The organism is Candidatus Villigracilis affinis, from assembly GCF_016705895.1.
Lineage (GTDB): Bacteria > Chloroflexota > Anaerolineae > Anaerolineales > Villigracilaceae > Villigracilis > Villigracilis affinis.
On record NZ_JADJKT010000042.1, the window covers coordinates 23,341 to 41,071 of the forward strand.

At 52.3% G+C, this 17,731-nt stretch carries 11 protein-coding genes; all 11 read left to right on the forward strand.

The window, feature by feature from the left end; genetic code table 11:
• Nucleotides 1-2 precede the first annotated feature (2 nt).
• Entirely contained in the window at nt 3-410 is a 408-nt protein-coding gene (locus IPI86_RS24540) for a hypothetical protein (protein WP_345300672.1), read from the forward strand.
• Nucleotides 411-468: 58 nt separating this feature from the next.
• Complete coding sequence (locus IPI86_RS24545) at nt 469-1,179, forward strand: hypothetical protein (protein WP_345300673.1); 711 nt, start codon at nt 469-471, stop codon at nt 1,177-1,179.
• 151 nt (nt 1,180-1,330) lie between these two features.
• Nucleotides 1,331-1,756: a Fur family transcriptional regulator gene (locus tag IPI86_RS24550; protein WP_345300674.1), complete on the forward strand. Its 426-nt coding sequence runs from the start codon at nt 1,331-1,333 to the stop codon at nt 1,754-1,756.
• A 1-nt stretch (nt 1,757) separates the two neighbouring features.
• Entirely contained in the window at nt 1,758-2,699 is a 942-nt protein-coding gene (locus tag IPI86_RS24555; protein WP_345300675.1) for an energy-coupling factor ABC transporter permease, read from the forward strand.
• A gap of 48 nt (nt 2,700-2,747) precedes the next feature.
• On the forward strand, nt 2,748-3,539 hold the full coding sequence (gene cbiQ, locus IPI86_RS24560; protein WP_345300676.1) for a cobalt ECF transporter T component CbiQ: 792 nt from the start codon (nt 2,748-2,750) through the stop codon (nt 3,537-3,539).
• Nucleotides 3,539-4,294 (forward strand): ABC transporter ATP-binding protein, encoded by a 756-nt coding sequence (locus IPI86_RS24565; RefSeq protein ID WP_345300677.1) that lies wholly within the window; start codon nt 3,539-3,541, stop codon nt 4,292-4,294. The genes cbiQ and IPI86_RS24565 overlap by 1 nt, the downstream gene beginning before the upstream one ends.
• Nucleotides 4,295-4,569: 275 nt before the next feature.
• Nucleotides 4,570-4,893 carry a hypothetical protein gene (locus tag IPI86_RS24570; protein WP_345300678.1) on the forward strand — a complete coding sequence of 108 codons (324 nt, stop codon included), beginning with the start codon at nt 4,570-4,572 and terminating at the stop codon, nt 4,891-4,893.
• Nucleotides 4,894-5,266: 373 nt separating this feature from the next.
• Entirely contained in the window at nt 5,267-14,656 is a 9,390-nt protein-coding gene (locus IPI86_RS24575; RefSeq protein WP_345300679.1) for a choice-of-anchor Q domain-containing protein, read from the forward strand.
• Nucleotides 14,657-14,832: 176 nt separating this feature from the next.
• Nucleotides 14,833-15,381 carry a hypothetical protein gene (locus IPI86_RS24580; RefSeq protein ID WP_345300680.1) on the forward strand — a complete coding sequence of 183 codons (549 nt, stop codon included), beginning with the start codon at nt 14,833-14,835 and terminating at the stop codon, nt 15,379-15,381.
• Nucleotides 15,382-15,441: 60 nt separating this feature from the next.
• Nucleotides 15,442-15,573 carry a hypothetical protein gene (locus tag IPI86_RS24585; RefSeq protein ID WP_345300681.1) on the forward strand — a complete coding sequence of 44 codons (132 nt, stop codon included), beginning with the start codon at nt 15,442-15,444 and terminating at the stop codon, nt 15,571-15,573.
• A 266-nt stretch (nt 15,574-15,839) separates the two neighbouring features.
• Nucleotides 15,840-17,699: an S-layer homology domain-containing protein gene (locus IPI86_RS24590; protein ID WP_345300682.1), complete on the forward strand. Its 1,860-nt coding sequence runs from the start codon at nt 15,840-15,842 to the stop codon at nt 17,697-17,699.
• Nucleotides 17,700-17,731: the final 32 nt, after the last annotated feature.

Here is a 17,731-nt window from a genome sequence, read left to right on the forward strand (position 1 = left end):
GCATGACTAAGAAAAATAAAAAAGATGGTTTGGTCGCCGGAGACAACAGCATTGTCATCGGCGGAAATATGATGGGGAGCAGTATTGTGATCGGCGATGGAAACACGATCAGCAACCAAAGCGTAAACGTTGCGCCGTTATTCAAAACGCTGGAAGATGTGGTGGATCAGAACATCGAGATCACATCCGCCCAAAAGGAAGATATCAAAGCCGAGTTGCAGGAAGTTCAGGCCGAGTTGGAAAAGCCCAACCCTGACGAAGGTTTTCTTACTCGGCGTTTCCGAAACCTGAAACGCATGACTCCCGATATTGTGGACGTGGCCTTCGAAACGCTCAAGAATCCGATCGGCGGTGTGGCAGAGGTTGTCAAGCGCATCGCTAAAAAAATGGCCGAGGATGCAAACGCATAAAGAGTACAATCAACTGGCGGAACTCCCGCCAGTTTTTTTATTGCTGAAAGGAAGTCAAATGAATCTCAAAAAGATAATGCCTGCCTTGTTTCTTTTGATACTTACAGCCTGCACGATTCCTGTGGATGAACCCCCGCCTCCCACCCCGCTGATAACTGCCACGCCTCAACTGGCATTGACTCTCCCTGCAACATTTACTCCCATTCCCACACTGGCACAGTCTCCCACGCCTACGTTTACGCTGAGTGATGTTGAAGCGCCGACCCAGCCCTACGATTTTTGCGCCGACATTGGTGGATATCACTTGATCGAATCCCTAATCCAGGCTTTTACCTCCAAAAACGGCGCTTTATTTGCCTCGCTCATTTCCCCAACCCACGGCGTGGACGTTCGATATTACCGCGATGGGAAGGTCATTAATTACGATGTGGAACATGCGAAGTTCGTTTTTGAAACTACCTTCGAAGCCGACTGGGGACTCTCTTTTGGCAGCGGCGAACCAACCATTGGTTCATTTCAAGAGATCGTTCTACCGACACTTCAACAGGTATTCACGCCCGCTTCCCTGGTCGTATGTGGCCAGTTGCAAATAGGCGGAGCAACGTATTTCCCCGAATGGCCTTATCCCGATTTGGATTTTTATTCCGTCTACTTCCCCGGCACAGAAGAATTTGGGAAAATGGATTGGCAAACCTGGTCAGTCGGCATGGATCATGTCGCTGGCGAGACTTATCTTGCGGCGCTGGTCCATTATGTTTGGGAACCATAGCAGGCGCTTATAGAAATATTCCTTCTTCATTCCCCTTTCTTCCTCTCCGTAAAGAAGAAAGGGGAGTGAACGTTTTTATGGAAAGTAAGAAACCCAGCCCCGCGCCCCTCTATACAATATATTATTGCAATAAGTTGCAATAAGGATGCCTATGACCTGTGCCGAACTGTACACCCCCCAACTCCGCGCCCGTGGATATCGTATGACCCCGCAACGCCTTGCCATTCTACATACACTTCATCACGCAGGTGCGCATCTTTCTCCAACTGAAATCTATGAAACTGTCAAAAAGGAATTGCCTGGGCTGACTGAAACTACGGTATATCGCACGCTTGAATTCCTTGCCGAAAACGGATTGGCGCGGCCTGCTCAGAGATCAAAAGGTCATCTCGTTTACGAGATCGCGCAGCATGAGCATCATCACATCGTATGCCGAGTTTGTGGAGATGAAATGGAGGTCGAACACACTTTATTGAAGACTCTTTATCAGAAACTTGAATCGACCAGCGGTTATAAATTGACCGATAGCCACATTACGTTTTTTGGCCTTTGCCCTGAATGTCAGAAAGGAAAATAACATGCTTTACTCTCCCGCTCCTTTGCACATCCCCGATGGTTTTCTTAATGTTGCGGTCTCGATCATTTGTTGGGTCATTACAGTAATCACCCTTGGTATTGCAATTTCAAAAACGAATAAATCTCTTGGCGAAAGACAAGTCCCGCTGATGGGTGTGATGGCGGCTTTCATTTTTGCGGCTCAAATGATCAACTATCCTGTTTTAGGTGGCACATCGGGCCATTTGCTTGGTGGCGCTTTAGCGGCAATTACCCTTGGTCCCTGGGCAGGTGTATTGGTAATGACCGCGGTCATTACCGTGCAGGGACTCCTGTTTCAGGATGGCGGCCTTCTCGCGATGGGCGCGAACATCCTGAACATGGGCCTGCTCACCGCAGGAGTAGGATATGGTCTTTATCGAAGTGTGCTGGGTAAGAGTCGAAAGACCCAACTTGTGGTTGCAGGCATTGCCGCGTGGCTTTCTGTGATGGCTGGCGCATTGGCGACCTCGCTTCAATTATGGTTGAGCGGCACTTCTGATTTACGTCTTGTTATTCCAGCCATGTTGAGCGTCCACGCTTTGATCGGCCTTGGCGAGGCTGCTGTGACTGTTGCCGCCTTGGGGTTTATTTTTCGCACCCGCCCCGATTTGCTGGATGAAAAATCCGCTTCGGCACAGGGGAGTCGCGGTTGGGTGGTCGCTGGAATATTGATCACATTAGCCGTTGTCTTGATTTCGCCTTTCGCATCGGCCGATCCCGATGGCCTTGAGCGTGTAGCCATCAATATCGGCTTTATTAACAACAGTCAGTCTGCACCATTTGAGCTCATTCCTGATTATGCCATTCCATTTCTTGGTGAGACTTCCATTTCCACGATCGCGGCGGGAGCGGTTGGCGTTCTCGTTGTTCTGGCTGTAGCTTTTCTGGTTGGGCGTTCGCTCCAACAAAAGCGTGCCAATTGACCTTCCATAATCGAATTCTTCGCGTTTTCCATGCTATAAATAGAAACCATGCACGCAGATGCCTTTGACCGTTATCATGATAAGGAAAGCTTCATTCATCGCCTTGACCCGCGCGTCAAGACGATCGTGACCGTTGTTTTCATTGTCTCCAATGCTTTGCTTCCCGATGGAGCCTGGCTTGCTTTTGTGCTTGCCTGGGTTTTCCTGCTTGGCGTAAATTTGCTCTCGAATTTGGGACTCATTTATACGTTCAAGCGTTCATTCGTTGCTCTGCCTTTTGCGCTTGTGGCGATCACCGTATTGTTTTCCATTCCCGGGAATCCTGTTGCTTCGTTCCGCTTTTTGATGTGGGATTTCACGATCACAGATGCAGGCCTGCTGCGTTTCGTCAGTATTCTCATCCGCTCATGGCTTTCGGTGCAGATGGCGATCATGCTCGTGGCGGTCACACGCTTCCCGGATCTGATCCACGCGTTGGAGCATTTGCGCGTGCCTGCCATCCTCACCACGATCATCGCATTTTTGTATCGTTACTTGTTCGTTCTGGTGGATGAGGTTTATCGTCTGCTTCGGGCAAGAGAATCTCGTTCGGCGGCGGCGTCTGGCCAAAGGTCGGGTGGAAGCGTTTTGTGGCGGGCTAAAGTCGCGGGCAATATGGCAGGTCAACTATTTTTACGGAGTTATGAACGCAGTGACCGAATCTATAACGCGATGCTTTCCCGAGGATATGTGGGTCACCTTTATACTTTGAATCCGCACGAAATGAAATCCAGTGATTATCTTGTCACGGCTTTTGCGATTGTGCTTATCTTTGTCATGCAAATTATTGGAAGGCTCTAATGCCAATCATTCATCAAACACAAAAGTTTTCCACGCCCGATTGTGAGGGCGATGTTTTACAGGTTCGTGATCTTCATTTTTCATATCCCGATGGACATTCCGCCCTGCATGGTGTTTCACTGAGATTATGCAGCGGTGATAAGGTGGCTTTGGTGGGGCCGAACGGTGCGGGGAAGTCCACATTGATGCTGCACCTGAACGGGATTTTGGATGGGCATGGCGAGGTCGAAGTCCGCGGTCAGCGCCTCACCCGTGACAATTTGCCTGCCATCCGCGCAATGGTGGGACTCGTGTTCCAGAACCCTGACGACCAACTTTTTTCGCCGACGGTGTTCGAGGATGTGGCGTTTGGTCCGCTGCACATGGGCCTGCCTGAAGCGGAAGTTCGTGCCCGTGTGGATATGGCGCTTGAAGCTGTGCGAATGTCTTCCTATAAGGACAGACTTTCGCATCATTTGAGTGTGGGGGAGAAGAAGCGTATCGCGATTGCCACGGTGCTATCCATGAATCCGAGTTTGTTGATTTTGGATGAGCCATCTGCCGGGCTGGACCCGCGTGCACGGCGGACCTTGATCAACCTGCTGCGCGAACTGCCCATCACTATGCTGGTCTCCACGCACGATATGAAATTGGTGCAGGAATTATTTCCGCGCACGATCGTGATGGATGAAGGCTTGGTTGTGGCGGATGGTTTGACGATGGAAATTTTGGAAAATGAAGACTTGTTGACCGCGCATGGCTTGGAGAAGCCATAGGAATTGGGCAAAGTGAAATAGGCTCCAGGTTTATAAAACCCTGGAGCTTTTTTGATTCTGTGAGCTTTTTTCGATTCATCCAGACAGATGACTAAACTCACTGGTCAATTTTTTGGGAATCTGCTAAATTTAGGTGTAATTTGATTTTGAAGCCTGTTTTGAAGCCTGCAAGAAGGTAAATTTTGTCTAATACCATGGCTTTTGTAACAGTTTCAGGCTTTTCGTACTTGAAATGTCCCTTGACCAATGGGTAGGAAACTAATAAGGAGATTTCCATGTTTGTAAAAAAAATAAATATGCGTCTGGTGTCGGCTTTGTGTTTGGCTGTATTGATTCTAACGAATGTAGATCAAGCTCGCGCCGGGACATTCATGCCGACGGTTTTGTCGGTAGAATCTAAGGCAAACATCACTGCATCCCCGGCTGGAGTTAACCCCATGCCGCGCGATATTATGCTTGTGATTGATACGACTTTGGCAATGGCGTATGCCACGGATGGCGACCCAACTACGATAACCGACGATCCTGCTGCCTGTAATGCATCGTATACCTGCCAGCCTTTGGAAGACAGTAAAGTCCGATGCCATGGACTTCGTTGACTTATTAACTTTTCCAGCGGACCGAGTTGGGATCGTAACGATGACCAGTCAAAGCTTGGGCGGATCTCGTGAGCCAATGCTGGTTTTGCCGCTTACAAATGACAAAACGGCGATACAAAATGCTTTGTCGAATTTAAAGGTTTTTCAACCTCCAGTATGTGTTCGAGATTCGATGCCTGGAAAATGGATTTCGCCGAGCAAAGGCATTTGTCTGGAATATGACGGTAATGGACATTATATTGGAACAAACAGGCCTATCTGGTCAGGCGGCGCTGATCTTGATGAAAACACAACTACCGATAATTTTAGGGACCCAACAACCTTAGGGTCAAGTAACATTGGCGGCTCGCTGTATTACGCCAATGATGCACTTATGCAATCTGCTCGAAATGATTCTTCCTGGGTCACTATTTTGCTTGCTGGTGGTCCTGCCAACGCAACCAGCACGGATGATGTTGTCAATTACCCTGATGGCTTTTGTCCTCAAAGTACATGGAACAAAGCAGGCACCACTGATACACCCAATTGCCGCGATAATGATCTCCTTACTCCATTTCAGGACACCCCCCTTATTACACGTCACACCTATGGGGATCCAAATTATGACGCCGATGATTATGCCCGCGATGCGGCAGATGTCCTTGCCAGCATAACTGCCAGTAACGGTATTACCATTCATACGATCGGTTTGGGTATTGCAACAGGCTTGCCTAATCAACTTAGGAATGCACCGATCGGATTGCCCACTTCTGGTGAAAACCTGTTGACCTACATCGCCCATCAAACGGATGATGGTCAGTATTATTATGCTGAAGACCCCATAAACCTGCCTGCCATCTTTGCGGATATCGCAGGTGTTGTGACTGATCCGAATGGCCGTTATGTTTCTCCCACGGGTTCGGATACTTCTCCCACAACTTGTAATTCACCCCTTGTTCCCTGTCTTACCATAAACAAGGCTATTCAAAGTGCAGTAGCAGGGAATACGATTTATGTAACTCAAGGCACATACACAAGCGCATCGGGTTCTTATGTAGTTTCTCTCAATAAGAGTCTGACCCTGTCTGGCGGTTGGGATAACGCATATGCCAACCAGATCGGGTTTTCGACAATTGATGGTCAAAATACCCGCCAGGGAATTTCTGTTGCCGCCGTTTCAACGATTGATCATTTTGTTGTGCAAAATGGTTTTACTGCAGGGCTTGGTGGTGGAATCTCTGTAAATTCTGCGGTAACAATAAACAATAGTTTGGTGACTCATAATTCTGCGGCTACTGAAGGCGGCGGAATTTTTGCGAGTAACAATGTCACACTCAATAACACGACCATTGAGAACAATTCTGCCCCACGCGGAGCCGGTATTGATCTCTACTCATTAAACTCGCTGACTCTCAACAATAGCACCATCAGTGGAAATCAGGCTGCCAATCAGGGTGGAGGGATTTATATGAATGGCATTTCGGGAAGCGGCACTGCAAATATTGTGATCCAAAATTCAACAATCACTCATAACTCTGCCTTGACAGGTGGAGGAATATATAGCGGCGGTTCTTCTCCAAGAAGAAACCTCACCATCACAAACAGCATTCTTTCAGGAAATATCGCCACGACCGGGAATGATTGTGCTGCTTCCGGGCTGAATCCTGTTTCATCATCAAACCATAACATCTTGGGTAGCCTGTCGAATTGTGGAATTACTACGGGAGCCGGAGACCTGGTCGGTGTGGATCCGCAATTGGCTAATTCCCCGAGCGGTGACTTGCATTACTATGCATTGATATCCACAAGCCCGGCCATTGATGCGGGCAGCAATTGTCTGGCTGCCGATCAACGCGGCATGGCCCGTCCACAGGGGAGTGCTTGTGACATTGGCGCTTTCGAATATTCCGGGGTTGGGGCCGCAGCTTCTTTCGGACTGGCGAGCGGTTCCAATCAACAGACTGGCTTATTAGCTCCGTTTGCGGAGCCGTTGGCCGTATATGTCGTGGATGCGGTGGGGAATCCGGTCGCTGGAACACTAGTAACGTTCACCGCGCCTGCAAGCGGTCCAAGCGGAACCTTTGCATCAAACAGCGGAAATGCTGAAACCGTGACCTCGAATAACAGCGGGCTTGCGGTCTCCTCAACTTTCTCTGCAAATGCAATGGCAGGCTCTTATACCGTCATAGCAACCGCTGACGGCTTGCCGGGATCTGTAAACTTCCTGTTGACCAATACGGAGTTATACGTATCAACAAGCGGTAACGACTCGAACTCCTGTATGACCCCGGCGTCGCCTTGTTTGACGATTAATGGGGCGAGTGCCAAGGCAAGCGCCGGTGCGACCATTAAAGTCGCTAGTGGAACTTACAAAGGCACCGGTTCCCAAGTTGTAAGCCTTACCAAAGGTTTGACCATTTCCGGTGGCTGGAATAGCGGCTTTACTCTCCAGAATGGGTTCTCGATCATTGACGGGGAGTCCGCCCGTAATGGGGTCAAAGTAAACGCTCCAACCTCGGGCAGTTTATCGCGATTTATCATTAAGAATGGCAATACGGGGATTGACCATTCTTTCGGCGACTTTACCTATACAATGGTCGCTCTGTTGAACAACAAGAATGGTATGTATATCACCAGCGGAAATGCCTCACTGGTGAATAGTACGATCAATGGCGGCCATTCCAGTGGTTTGGCAGGAAGTGCCATTAGCAATGTTGGTGGCAGTGTTACAGTTCAATATTCGACCATTGCGAATAATTCCGGCAGCAGTGCCATTTATAGCGTGAATGGTGGAGCGGTGGTCAACCTTGGGAACACGATTCTTTCCAATAACCCTGCTGGAAACTGCACCGCCGGTGCTGCGAACCTGATTTCGAGTGGTAATAATATCATTGATACAAGCCCGGCTTGTACAGGCAATGGGTTTGCCCCGCTTGCCAGCGATAAGGTCGGCGTGGATCCAAAACTAGGCCCGCTTTTCCCTCTGGGATTCCACGTTTTGTATACCGATAGCCCGGCGATCAATCAGGCCGGTGCAGGGACGTGTCCATTTACCGATCAGGTTGGCAATACGCGCCCGCAGGATTCTGCTTGCGATATTGGCGCATATGAATATTCGAGCGGTGGAACCACCCCGACAAATATCCTTCACACGTTGGCAAATCCGCAAATTACGCTGACGCCTGAATTATCCACGACAACATTCTCAGCCCGCATATTAAATGCGAATGGTGCCGGTGTGCCCGGTGTTACCGTCACATTTACGGCTCCCTCCACCAGCCCCAAGGGAATCTTTGCAGGTACTGGGGCGGTAAGCACTGCCACCACGAATTCAAAAGGTGAAGCTGTTTCAGCATTGTTCACCGCCAATGAGATCGGAAACTATGACTTGATCGCGTCTGTTGGTGGAATGCAGGTTGTTTATAACGTCTCGTACATCGATCTGCCTCCCACCGTCCTCTCCAGCCTGCGTGCTTCAGCGGACCCGACCGCGGCGGCGAGTGTGGATTACACCGTCACCTTCTCCGAGTCTGTCACAGGCGTGGACAAAGATGACTTCACCCTCACCACCAGCGGTGTGACGGGGACGAGTATTACCACGGTCACTGGTTCGGGGAGTACCTACACAGTTAAGGTCAACACAGGCAGCGGGAATGGAACGATCCGCCTTGATGTCAAACATGATGCTGGAATTGTAGATGGCGGCCTCAATCCGATGGTTGCTTCGTTCACCAGTGGTGAGGTTTACACAGTCGCCAAGACCAGCAGTTTGCTCGTCAGCCCGACTAACGATGGGTATCTTGCCTCGGTCACGCCTGCCTTTACGTGGAAGGCCATCACGGGCGCGCTTGAATATCAACTGCAGGTGGATGAAACCGAATGGTTTACGACCCCTGAAGTGAATCAATCCCAGCCGAGCGGCACCACCTTCACCAGCCCTGCGCTCGATTATGGAATACACTATTGGCGTATGCGTGTGCGGACTTCGGGCGGATGGGGTGTATGGACCGCAGGATGGAAATTCACCCTGACGCCCACGCTTCCTGCCGCACCGACGCTTGCCAGCCCGGCCAGTGCAGCGGTTCTCGCCGATAACACTCCGCTCCTTGCTTGGAACATGGTCTTGGCCGATGACCGCTACGAAGTGCAGATCGACAACCTCAATACCTTTGCTTCGCCTGAGCAAACCTTCACCAGCGGACTTGGCGTTCTGTCTTACACAGCCGCGACCTTGCCCGATGGCGTTTGGAATTGGCGGGTTAGGGCTATTAACTACTTGAATCTCCCCGGCGCATGGAGCACTTCACGCTCCTTCACCGTGGATACGGTTGGCCCGCTTGCGCCTGTTTTGAACGCTCCCGCAAACGATGCCACTGTGATCGGCACACCTGCCTTTTCATGGACCGCAGCTGCCACTGCGTCGAAATATCAATTCGAATACGATAGCGATGCGGATTTCTCCAGCCCTGCCTACACTTCGGCCGAATTGACCACCACCAGTCACACGCCGCCCGCCATGCCGCTGGGTTCTTACTCGTGGCATGTCCGCGCGAAGGATGCGGCGGGCAATTGGGGTCCGTGGAGCGCGCCGCGAGTTGTGACCATCCTCTCGCAGATTCCCGTTGCGCCGACTCTCACTGCGCCCGCAAATGCCTTTGCCACCAATGACTCGACTCCGGGCTTCAGTTGGGTCGCAGTGGCCTCGGGTGAAACCTACCAGCTTGAAATCTCAAACGCGACGACCTTTGCCACCAAACAACAGACCTTTAGCGGTGCTCCCGGTGTGTTGACCTATACCGCCACAAACATCCCCGATGGCTTGTGGTATTGGCATGTCCGTGCAGTGAATGTGGATGGAACTGCTGGTGCATGGAGCGCATATCGTTCCTTCACCATTGATACTACTGCACCAGTCACAGCCCCAACTCTAAGTGCCCCGGCCAATGCCGCCTCGGTCATCGGCACGCCTGCCTTTTCATGGGGCAGTGTTGCCACAGCGACGAAATACGAATTCCAGTACGATAACGATACGGATTTCTCCAGCCCGATCTATACCTCGGCTGAACTGACCACGCTGAATCACACGCCGCCCGCAATGGTGTTGGGCACGTATTCATGGCGTGTGCGCGCCAGAGATGCCGTGGGGAATTGGAGCGCATGGAGCACAGCGCGGACGGTCACGATCCTGCCGCCGGTGCCCGTGGCCCCAGCTCTTACCTCGCCTGCAAATGCTCTGGTGACGACCGATGCGACTCCTGATTTCGTTTGGGCTTCGGTGGTTTCTGGTGATACCTATCAACTTGAAATCTCGAATGCCACGACCTTTGCCACCAAACAGCAGACCTTCAGCGGCGCTTCCGGTGTGTTAACTTATACCGCCACAACCATCCCCGATGGGCTTTGGTATTGGCATGTCCGCGCTTTGAATGTGAACGGTGTTGCCGGCCCGTGGAGTGCTTACCGCTCCTTCACCGTGGATACGACCGGACCTGTCGCGCCCGCGTTGAGCGCGCCTGCGAATGCCGCCGCAGTCATCGGTACACCTGCCTTCTCCTGGGCCGCAGCTGCCACTGCGTCGAAATATCAACTTGCATACGATAACGACGCCGATTTCTCCAGCCCGATTTATGCCTCCGCTGAATTGACCACTACCAGCCACACGCCGCCCGCAATGGCGCTTGGCCTGTACTCGTGGCATGTCCGTGCGAAGGATGCGGCTGGCAACTGGGGTTCGTGGAGCACGGCCCGCACCGTGACAATCCTGCCGCTGGTACCTGTTGCCCCGGCTCTGACCACCCCTGCGAATGCCTTTGTCACCAACGATTCGACTCCCGATTTCATTTGGGCTTCTGTGCCTTCGGGTGAAACCTATCAACTCGAAATTTCGAACGCAACCACCTTCGCCACCAAACAGCAGACCTTCACCGGTGCGACCGGCATATTGACTTACACCGCTACAACCATCCCCGATGGCTTGTGGTACTGGCATGTCCGCGCGGTGAATGTGAACGGTGTGGTTGGTACGTGGAGCGCCTACCGCTCCTTCACCGTGGATACCAATGGACCTTCCGCGCCGACCTTGAGCGCGCCCGCAAATGCCGCCACAGTGACGGGTACCCCCGCCTTCTCTTGGGCAGCCACCACTTCTGCGGTGAAATACCAGTTTGAGTATGACAACGACGCCGATTTCTCCAGCCCGATCTACAACTCTGGCGATCTAACCACCACAAGCCACACACCACCTGTAATGGCATTGGGCGCCTACTCATGGCATGTCCGCGCGAAGGATGCAGCTGGCAATTGGGGTCCGTGGAGTTTGACTCGTACGATTACGATCCAGCCGTTGGTGCCTGCTGCCCCGGCATTGACTACCCCTGCCGCCTCTGCTGTAACAAATGACTCGACCCCCGATTTTGTTTGGGCTTCGGTGGTTTCAGGTGATACTTACCAACTTGAAATTTCGAACGCGACCACTTTTGCCACCAAACAGCAGACCTTCAGCGGCGCTCCCGGTGTGTTAACCTACACCGCTACGAACATTCCCGATGGGCTTTGGTACTGGCACGTCCGCTCGGTAAATGTGAATGGTGTTGCTGGTGCATGGAGCGCCTACCGCTCCTTCACCGTGGATACCACTGCACCCGTTGCGCCCACACTTAGCTCGCCTGCCAATGCCGCTTCGGTCATTGGCACGGCTGCCTTCTCGTGGACAAGTGTTGCAACGGCCTCAAAATATCAATTCGAGTACGATAACGATACCGATTTCTCCAGCCCGCTCTACACTTCTGCAGAATTGACCACCACCAGCCACACGCCGCCTGCGATGGCGCTCGGCACTTACTCGTGGCATGTCCGCGCGAAGGATGCGGCTGGCAATTGGAGTCTGTGGAGCACGGTACGTACGGTCACGGTGTTATCCACCATTCCTGTTGCTCCTGCGCTGACTGCGCCCGCCAACGCCGCCGTGACCAATGACCCGACCCCAGATTTCACCTGGGCTTCGGTGGTCGCTGGCGATACTTATCAGCTTGAAATCTCGAACGCGACGACCTTCGCCACCAAACAGCAGACCTTCAGCGGCGCGCCCGGTGTGTTGACCTACACCGCCACAACCATCCCCGATGGGGTGTGGTATTGGCATGTCCGCGCGTTGAATGTGAATGGAACCGCTGGCCCGTGGAGCGCGTATCGTTCCTTCACGGTGGATACGGTTGCGCCTGTTGCGCCGACGCTGAGCTCGCCTGCCAATGCGGCTTCTGTCAGCGGAACGCCCGCCTTCTCGTGGGCTTCTGTTGCTACCGCCGCCAAATATCAATTCGAGTATGACAACGACGCTGATTTCTCCAGCCCCGTTTACACATCCGCCGATCTGACCACTACCAGCCACACACCTCCTTCGATCGCGCAAGGCGTGTACTCTTGGCATGTCCGCGCGAAGGATGCGGCTGGCAACTGGGGTCCGTGGAGCACGGCGCGTACAGTCACCATTTTCCCGCTCGTTCCTGCCACGCCCACGCTGGTCAGCCCTGCTTATGGCACTCTCAGCCGTGACCCCATCGTTACACTGACATGGAATGCGATGTCGAATGCAGCCACGTATCAAGTGCAGGTGGATAATAATTCCACCTTTAGCAGCCCTGAGTTTGATACGACTACGCCCGATACATCCATCCTGACCACAGAATTCCCCGATGGAGTCTATTATTGGCGCGTACGTCAGACCGATATTCTCGGTGGTGTGAGTTTGTGGAGCACAGTTTGGCGAGTGACGATTGTCCGCCCCACGCCGAATGCGCCAGCCACCGACACGCCTGCCATTGTCGATACCACTGGCACACCGACCTTTACATGGAACAGTGTGCAGTATGGCGTGAATTACATCATTCAGGTGGATAACGACTCGAATTTCAGCAGTCCGCTTGTGGATGATGTTGCCGATACGCTCAGTCGTTCGTTTGTTACGCCGTTTGCTTCGGGTCAATACCATTGGCGGGTGAGGGCCATCAGCGAATATGGCATCATTGGCCCGTGGAGCGCCACCTGGACCCTGACCGTGGACCTCGTCCCGTCGACGCCGACTCTGCTCCTTCCGGCAGATGCAGCTACCAGTTCAAATGGCGATCCGTCCTTCAGTTGGCAAAGCGCTGCCAATGCGGATGAATATCAGATTCAAGTGGATAATGACTCAGACTTCAGCAGTCCCGAATTTGACAACACTGCGCCTCAAACTACCCGTGGCCTGCCTGCCCCGTTGACGGATGGTACGTACTTCTGGCGGGTGCGCGGCGTCAATGGCGTTGGCTCTGCCAGTGAGTGGAGCGTGGTGCGCGAGTTGACCGTGGACATTCCGCCCGCCGCGCCGACCCTGCTGACCCCTGAAGCGGATTCGACCAATGCCGACGGATTGCCCACCCTCAGTTGGGATGCCGTGGCTGGAAGTTTCTCCTACGAAATTCAAGTGGACGACAATGCGAATTTCAGCAGCCTTGTGCATGGCAGCACGGTAGACTCGTCGATGCGCGAAGTGGTGCTGGCGCTGGCGAATGGCACGTACCACTGGCGCATCCGTGCGATCAACATTATGGGTACCCCCGGCGCTTGGAGCGCGGTGTGGACATTTACGGTCGATGTACCGCCTGTTGCGCCGATCTTATTGGAACCCGAGGCCAATTCGATCAGCATAGATGGCTTGCCTATGTTGCATTGGGGATCTGTAACTGGCGGGATCGCCTATGAAGTTCAATTGAACGATAGCGAGGATTTTGGCAGCCCGCTTTATAGTATGTTCGTATATGCCCTGACTCTAAACCTGGCTACGCCTTTGGATAATGGCACCTATCATTGGCGCGTACGTGCCATGAATATGTATGAAACCCTCGGCCCATGGAGCGCGGCTCAGTCGTTTGCTGTGGATGCCGAAATTGTGACTCCGCCTCCGCTGCCTTGGCCGCCGACCAGTACAGCATTGCCAACTATCACTGCAACAATAACGCAATCGCCTACACCGACGAAAACCAGTACGATCACGTCCTCACCTACAAGAACGCCTTCGGTGACTCCTTCAAAAACGTATACACCTACGCGGACTCCCACATCTTCACGAACGCCTACGAAGACATTAACGCCTACCATGACCCGAACACCCACCTTCACGCCTGAACCCATTTGTTCCAATATTTATATTGACCGTGCGCGGTTTAACGGTGACAGTTTTGAAGCACGTGTAAGGAATGACAATCCTTCCACCGCATATCTGGTCGAAACGATTTTGACCTGGGATCCATCGCCTCTTACAAATGGCAGATTTTTTGACAGGGCTCTATGGAATGCAGTTGCTTATAGCGATCCTGCAAATGTGGCGAATTCAGAGTCTCCTGTGGTTACAAGTTCGATACCCCCGGAATTAAGTTTACCGGGGAACGGAAGCCGCATCACTTGGGACGCGGATTTTAGCGATTCAAATTTTACGGGCTTGTATGCGATAACTTTGACCTTTAACTATCCTGGTTGGGGTGATTGTGTATTGTCTGCTGACACCAACATGTATACGCCCACCTCAACTCAAACCCCATTCGATACGCCTTCGCCTACATTGACCCATACCCCAACAACGACAGCGACCGCGACAAATACGGCGATCAACACCCCCACATCTACCCCGACGGCCTCACCGACACGGACACCTACATCCACATCTACAGTTGACCCAACGGAGACATATACACCCACCCCAACAGCCACACCAACCGTAACGCCAACTTCAACATACTGTCAAGACTGTTGATGATAGCTTGTAATTCGCCATCAAAAAATCGCCAAACACTACACTTGTTCGTAGTGACCTGATCTACCGCCAGCCCAAAACAACCTTGCTTTACAGGAGGTTGCGTTGGGCTGGTTTTTGTTCAAGCCTTTTAGTGAGAGATTTAATGGGTGTGAGTACAATGTCGGAGAGGTGTTATGACGGTTCCTGTTGGATCAAACGAACTTGAAAAAGAAATTTTGCGCTTGCTGGAAGATTTACCTTTAGAGGTAGGGATTCCCGAAAATGTACGCCAGTTATTGTTGCAGGCTGGACGACCTTTTGCCATGAAAACAGCACTTGCCTTTCTTGCAAGTGCAGATGATAAAAAGAAATCGGCTGGAGCAAAAATAGCCATGTTTGTGGACGCAGAAGAGAATGTAGAGTTGATATTACCCTTGCTCGATGAAACCAACACATTGCTCCGTTGGCAGGCTGTTGATTTCATAGCCCGATCAAGGAAATTTCTTGAGGGAGGTGGAGTTTTTGTGGATTGTATTATTAAAGCATTGCTTGAAGATTCAAGTCCTGAAGTGAGAACTGAAGCGGCTGACGCGCTTGGATATTGCAAGGCCACTCCAAATGTCATTTTAGCGTTGGAGCATGCGCGGGATCATGATTTTGAGTTTGACAGAGATGGATATCGTGCAAGCACCATTGCTAAAGAGTCTATAAAAAGAATTCAAGAGAGGCAAGCTGACTTATGATTCCGCTACTCGGTTCCAGCCAGCGGAGCGGCTCAATCCGCGTATGGATTCACGGGCGAAATGGCAGATGTCACAGGGTTGACGTATCTCTGCGCGCGCTATTACAGTCCGCTGGATGAGTCCTCACAGACCAACACTGTCACACTGATGACTGATTACTTTTTGGTCGACGCGCTGAGAATGTCCTCGTAAGCAGAATCCGCCCCAGGGTTTCGTATAGATACGAAAATCCAAGCCTGATTTCCCCCAAATATACAAACGAAAAGCGTACGATTTCCCTACGTGCGGAACAAATCCCTCTTATCCCTCGTTTATTATGGTGTACAATATTTACGATCAAATGGGCACCTGTTTTGATGGAAATGGGCCCGCAGGCTGGTTTAACAAGTCTGTCAAATCATTGAGAACTCCTTAATGACTTGGATAACCGCCGTAGTACCAAAAACAAGGAGATAAAAATGTCTGTAGTTTTCAAGAAAATGTTTTTTGCCTGTGTTCTCGTGCTGACCGTGCTCACCACCGGCGCATGGCAAAATCCTCAAGCAGCGCTTGCACTGGATACCCCTGAAACTCCCCTATATTCTGGCATCACCTGGGCCGACCTCGGTTCACTCAGCCGCAGCATCACCACCAGCGTTAAAGGCGATTCAATTACCCTGTCTGGGCAGGGCTATGCCTCAGCAGAACGATTCCAGGGCGGCGTTTCGCAGGAAGTAGCTGACTATTATTCCAACGTCCAACTCGCCGCCTCTGGCTGGACCTCCTACGATGCCTACGACAACGCAGAAGGCACCCACAAGGTCTTCTACCACGAAGCAGGCTACTATTTCGCCGTGGATTTCCTCCTCTGTGTCGATGACTCCTCCAGCACCTGCATCACCGTGTGGATGAGCGAAAAGACCGCTCCTTCGGCAGCTGCCCAGTTCACCGGCTTCACACCCGATCCGTTGGCAACCACCTTCAACAAGACCTCGCCCTCCAACGGCACCATCAACCTCGACCCCAAGAACCTCACCCTCACATGGGGAACCTACAGCCCCACCCCCGATAAATACAGCTACTGTATCAAGATCGGCTCGGCTTGTGATGATAACGATCCCAACTGGACCGGTACCTACCTCAGCACCAGCGTCAAACTCACCAACCTCGAATACGACAAGATCTACTACTGGCAGATCAAGGCCATCACCTGCGCCACCTGTATTCCGAAGAAATTCGTCTACGCCAACGAGGGTAAATGGTGGACCTTAACCACCAAACCGCAAAGCGCGGCAGGCGTGGTCATTTTGGGTAATGTCGGCACCCCCAGCGCCACCCTCACCTACGTGGTCAGCGGCAACACCAAGACCGTCTCATCCGATGGCAGCGGTGGATACTCGATCACCGTCCCGAGCGGATGGACCGGCACGATCACACCCTCCAAGGTCGGATATTACTTCACCCCGATCAACGCTTCTTTCAGCAACCTGACAGCTGCTCAAACGATCCAGAATTTTTCCGCCACCCCAACAGGGTCTGGCACACCTGAGATCAGCGGTAATGCCGGTGTGGCAGGAGCCATATTAAGCTACTCCGACGGCGGCCAGGCGAAGACCGCCATTGCCGATAGCACCGGCGCCTACAAATTTACCGTCTCCGCGAACTGGACCGGTACCGTGACGCCTTCGCAGGGAAGCTACTACTTCACCCCTTCATTTAGAAGCTACACAAACGTCACCGCGCATCAGACCGGTCAGAACTACACCATCTCGATCTTCTATGATGTGCCGAGCACCTACTGGGCTTATAACTATATTGAACGTCTGTACGCGGCTGGAATCACCGGCGGCTGTTCCACCAGCCCGTTGTTGTACTGCCCCGAGGGCACCGTCACCCGCGCTGAAATGTCAGTCTTCCTTTTGAGAGGCATTCACGGCTCAGCATACCTTCCGCCTGCGGTGGGTAGCAGCACCGGCTTCAATGATGTCCCTGCTTCACATTGGGCCGCGGCATGGATCAAGCAATTCTCCACCGAAGGCATCACCGGCGGATGCGGTACCAATCTGTACTGCCCGGAAGGCAAAGCCTCCAATGCTGAAATGGCCATCTTCCTCCTGCGCTCCAAGCACGGATCTGCCTACACCCCGCCCGCCGTGGGTGGCAGCACCGGCTTTGTCGATGTCCCAACTTCTTATTGGGCTGCTGCGTGGATCAAGCAATTGGCCGTCGAAGGCATCTCCACGGGCTGCGGCAACGGCAAATTCTGTCCCGATGACGCCGTCACCCGCGCCAGTATGGCGGTCTTGATGGTAAAAACCTTCAGCCTGCCGAAGGAATAACATTTTCTGAATTTTGAACGTAAATCCCCCGC

Coding starts and splice junctions, on each gene's coding strand:
- IPI86_RS24565 (WP_345300677.1), top strand. CDS start 3,539: ATGCCAATCATTCATCAAACACAAAAGTTTTCCACGCCCGATTGTGAG.
- IPI86_RS24555 (WP_345300675.1), top strand. CDS start 1,758: ATGCTTTACTCTCCCGCTCCTTTGCACATCCCCGATGGTTTTCTTAAT.
- IPI86_RS24545 (WP_345300673.1), top strand. CDS start 469: ATGAATCTCAAAAAGATAATGCCTGCCTTGTTTCTTTTGATACTTACA.
- IPI86_RS24575 (WP_345300679.1), top strand. CDS start 5,267: ATGCAATCTGCTCGAAATGATTCTTCCTGGGTCACTATTTTGCTTGCT.
- cbiQ (WP_345300676.1), top strand. CDS start 2,748: ATGCACGCAGATGCCTTTGACCGTTATCATGATAAGGAAAGCTTCATT.
- IPI86_RS24590 (WP_345300682.1), top strand. CDS start 15,840: ATGTCTGTAGTTTTCAAGAAAATGTTTTTTGCCTGTGTTCTCGTGCTG.
- IPI86_RS24540 (WP_345300672.1), top strand. CDS start 3: ATGACTAAGAAAAATAAAAAAGATGGTTTGGTCGCCGGAGACAACAGC.
- IPI86_RS24580 (WP_345300680.1), top strand. CDS start 14,833: ATGACGGTTCCTGTTGGATCAAACGAACTTGAAAAAGAAATTTTGCGC.
- IPI86_RS24550 (WP_345300674.1), top strand. CDS start 1,331: ATGACCTGTGCCGAACTGTACACCCCCCAACTCCGCGCCCGTGGATAT.
- IPI86_RS24570 (WP_345300678.1), top strand. CDS start 4,570: ATGTTTGTAAAAAAAATAAATATGCGTCTGGTGTCGGCTTTGTGTTTG.
- IPI86_RS24585 (WP_345300681.1), top strand. CDS start 15,442: ATGGCAGATGTCACAGGGTTGACGTATCTCTGCGCGCGCTATTACAGT.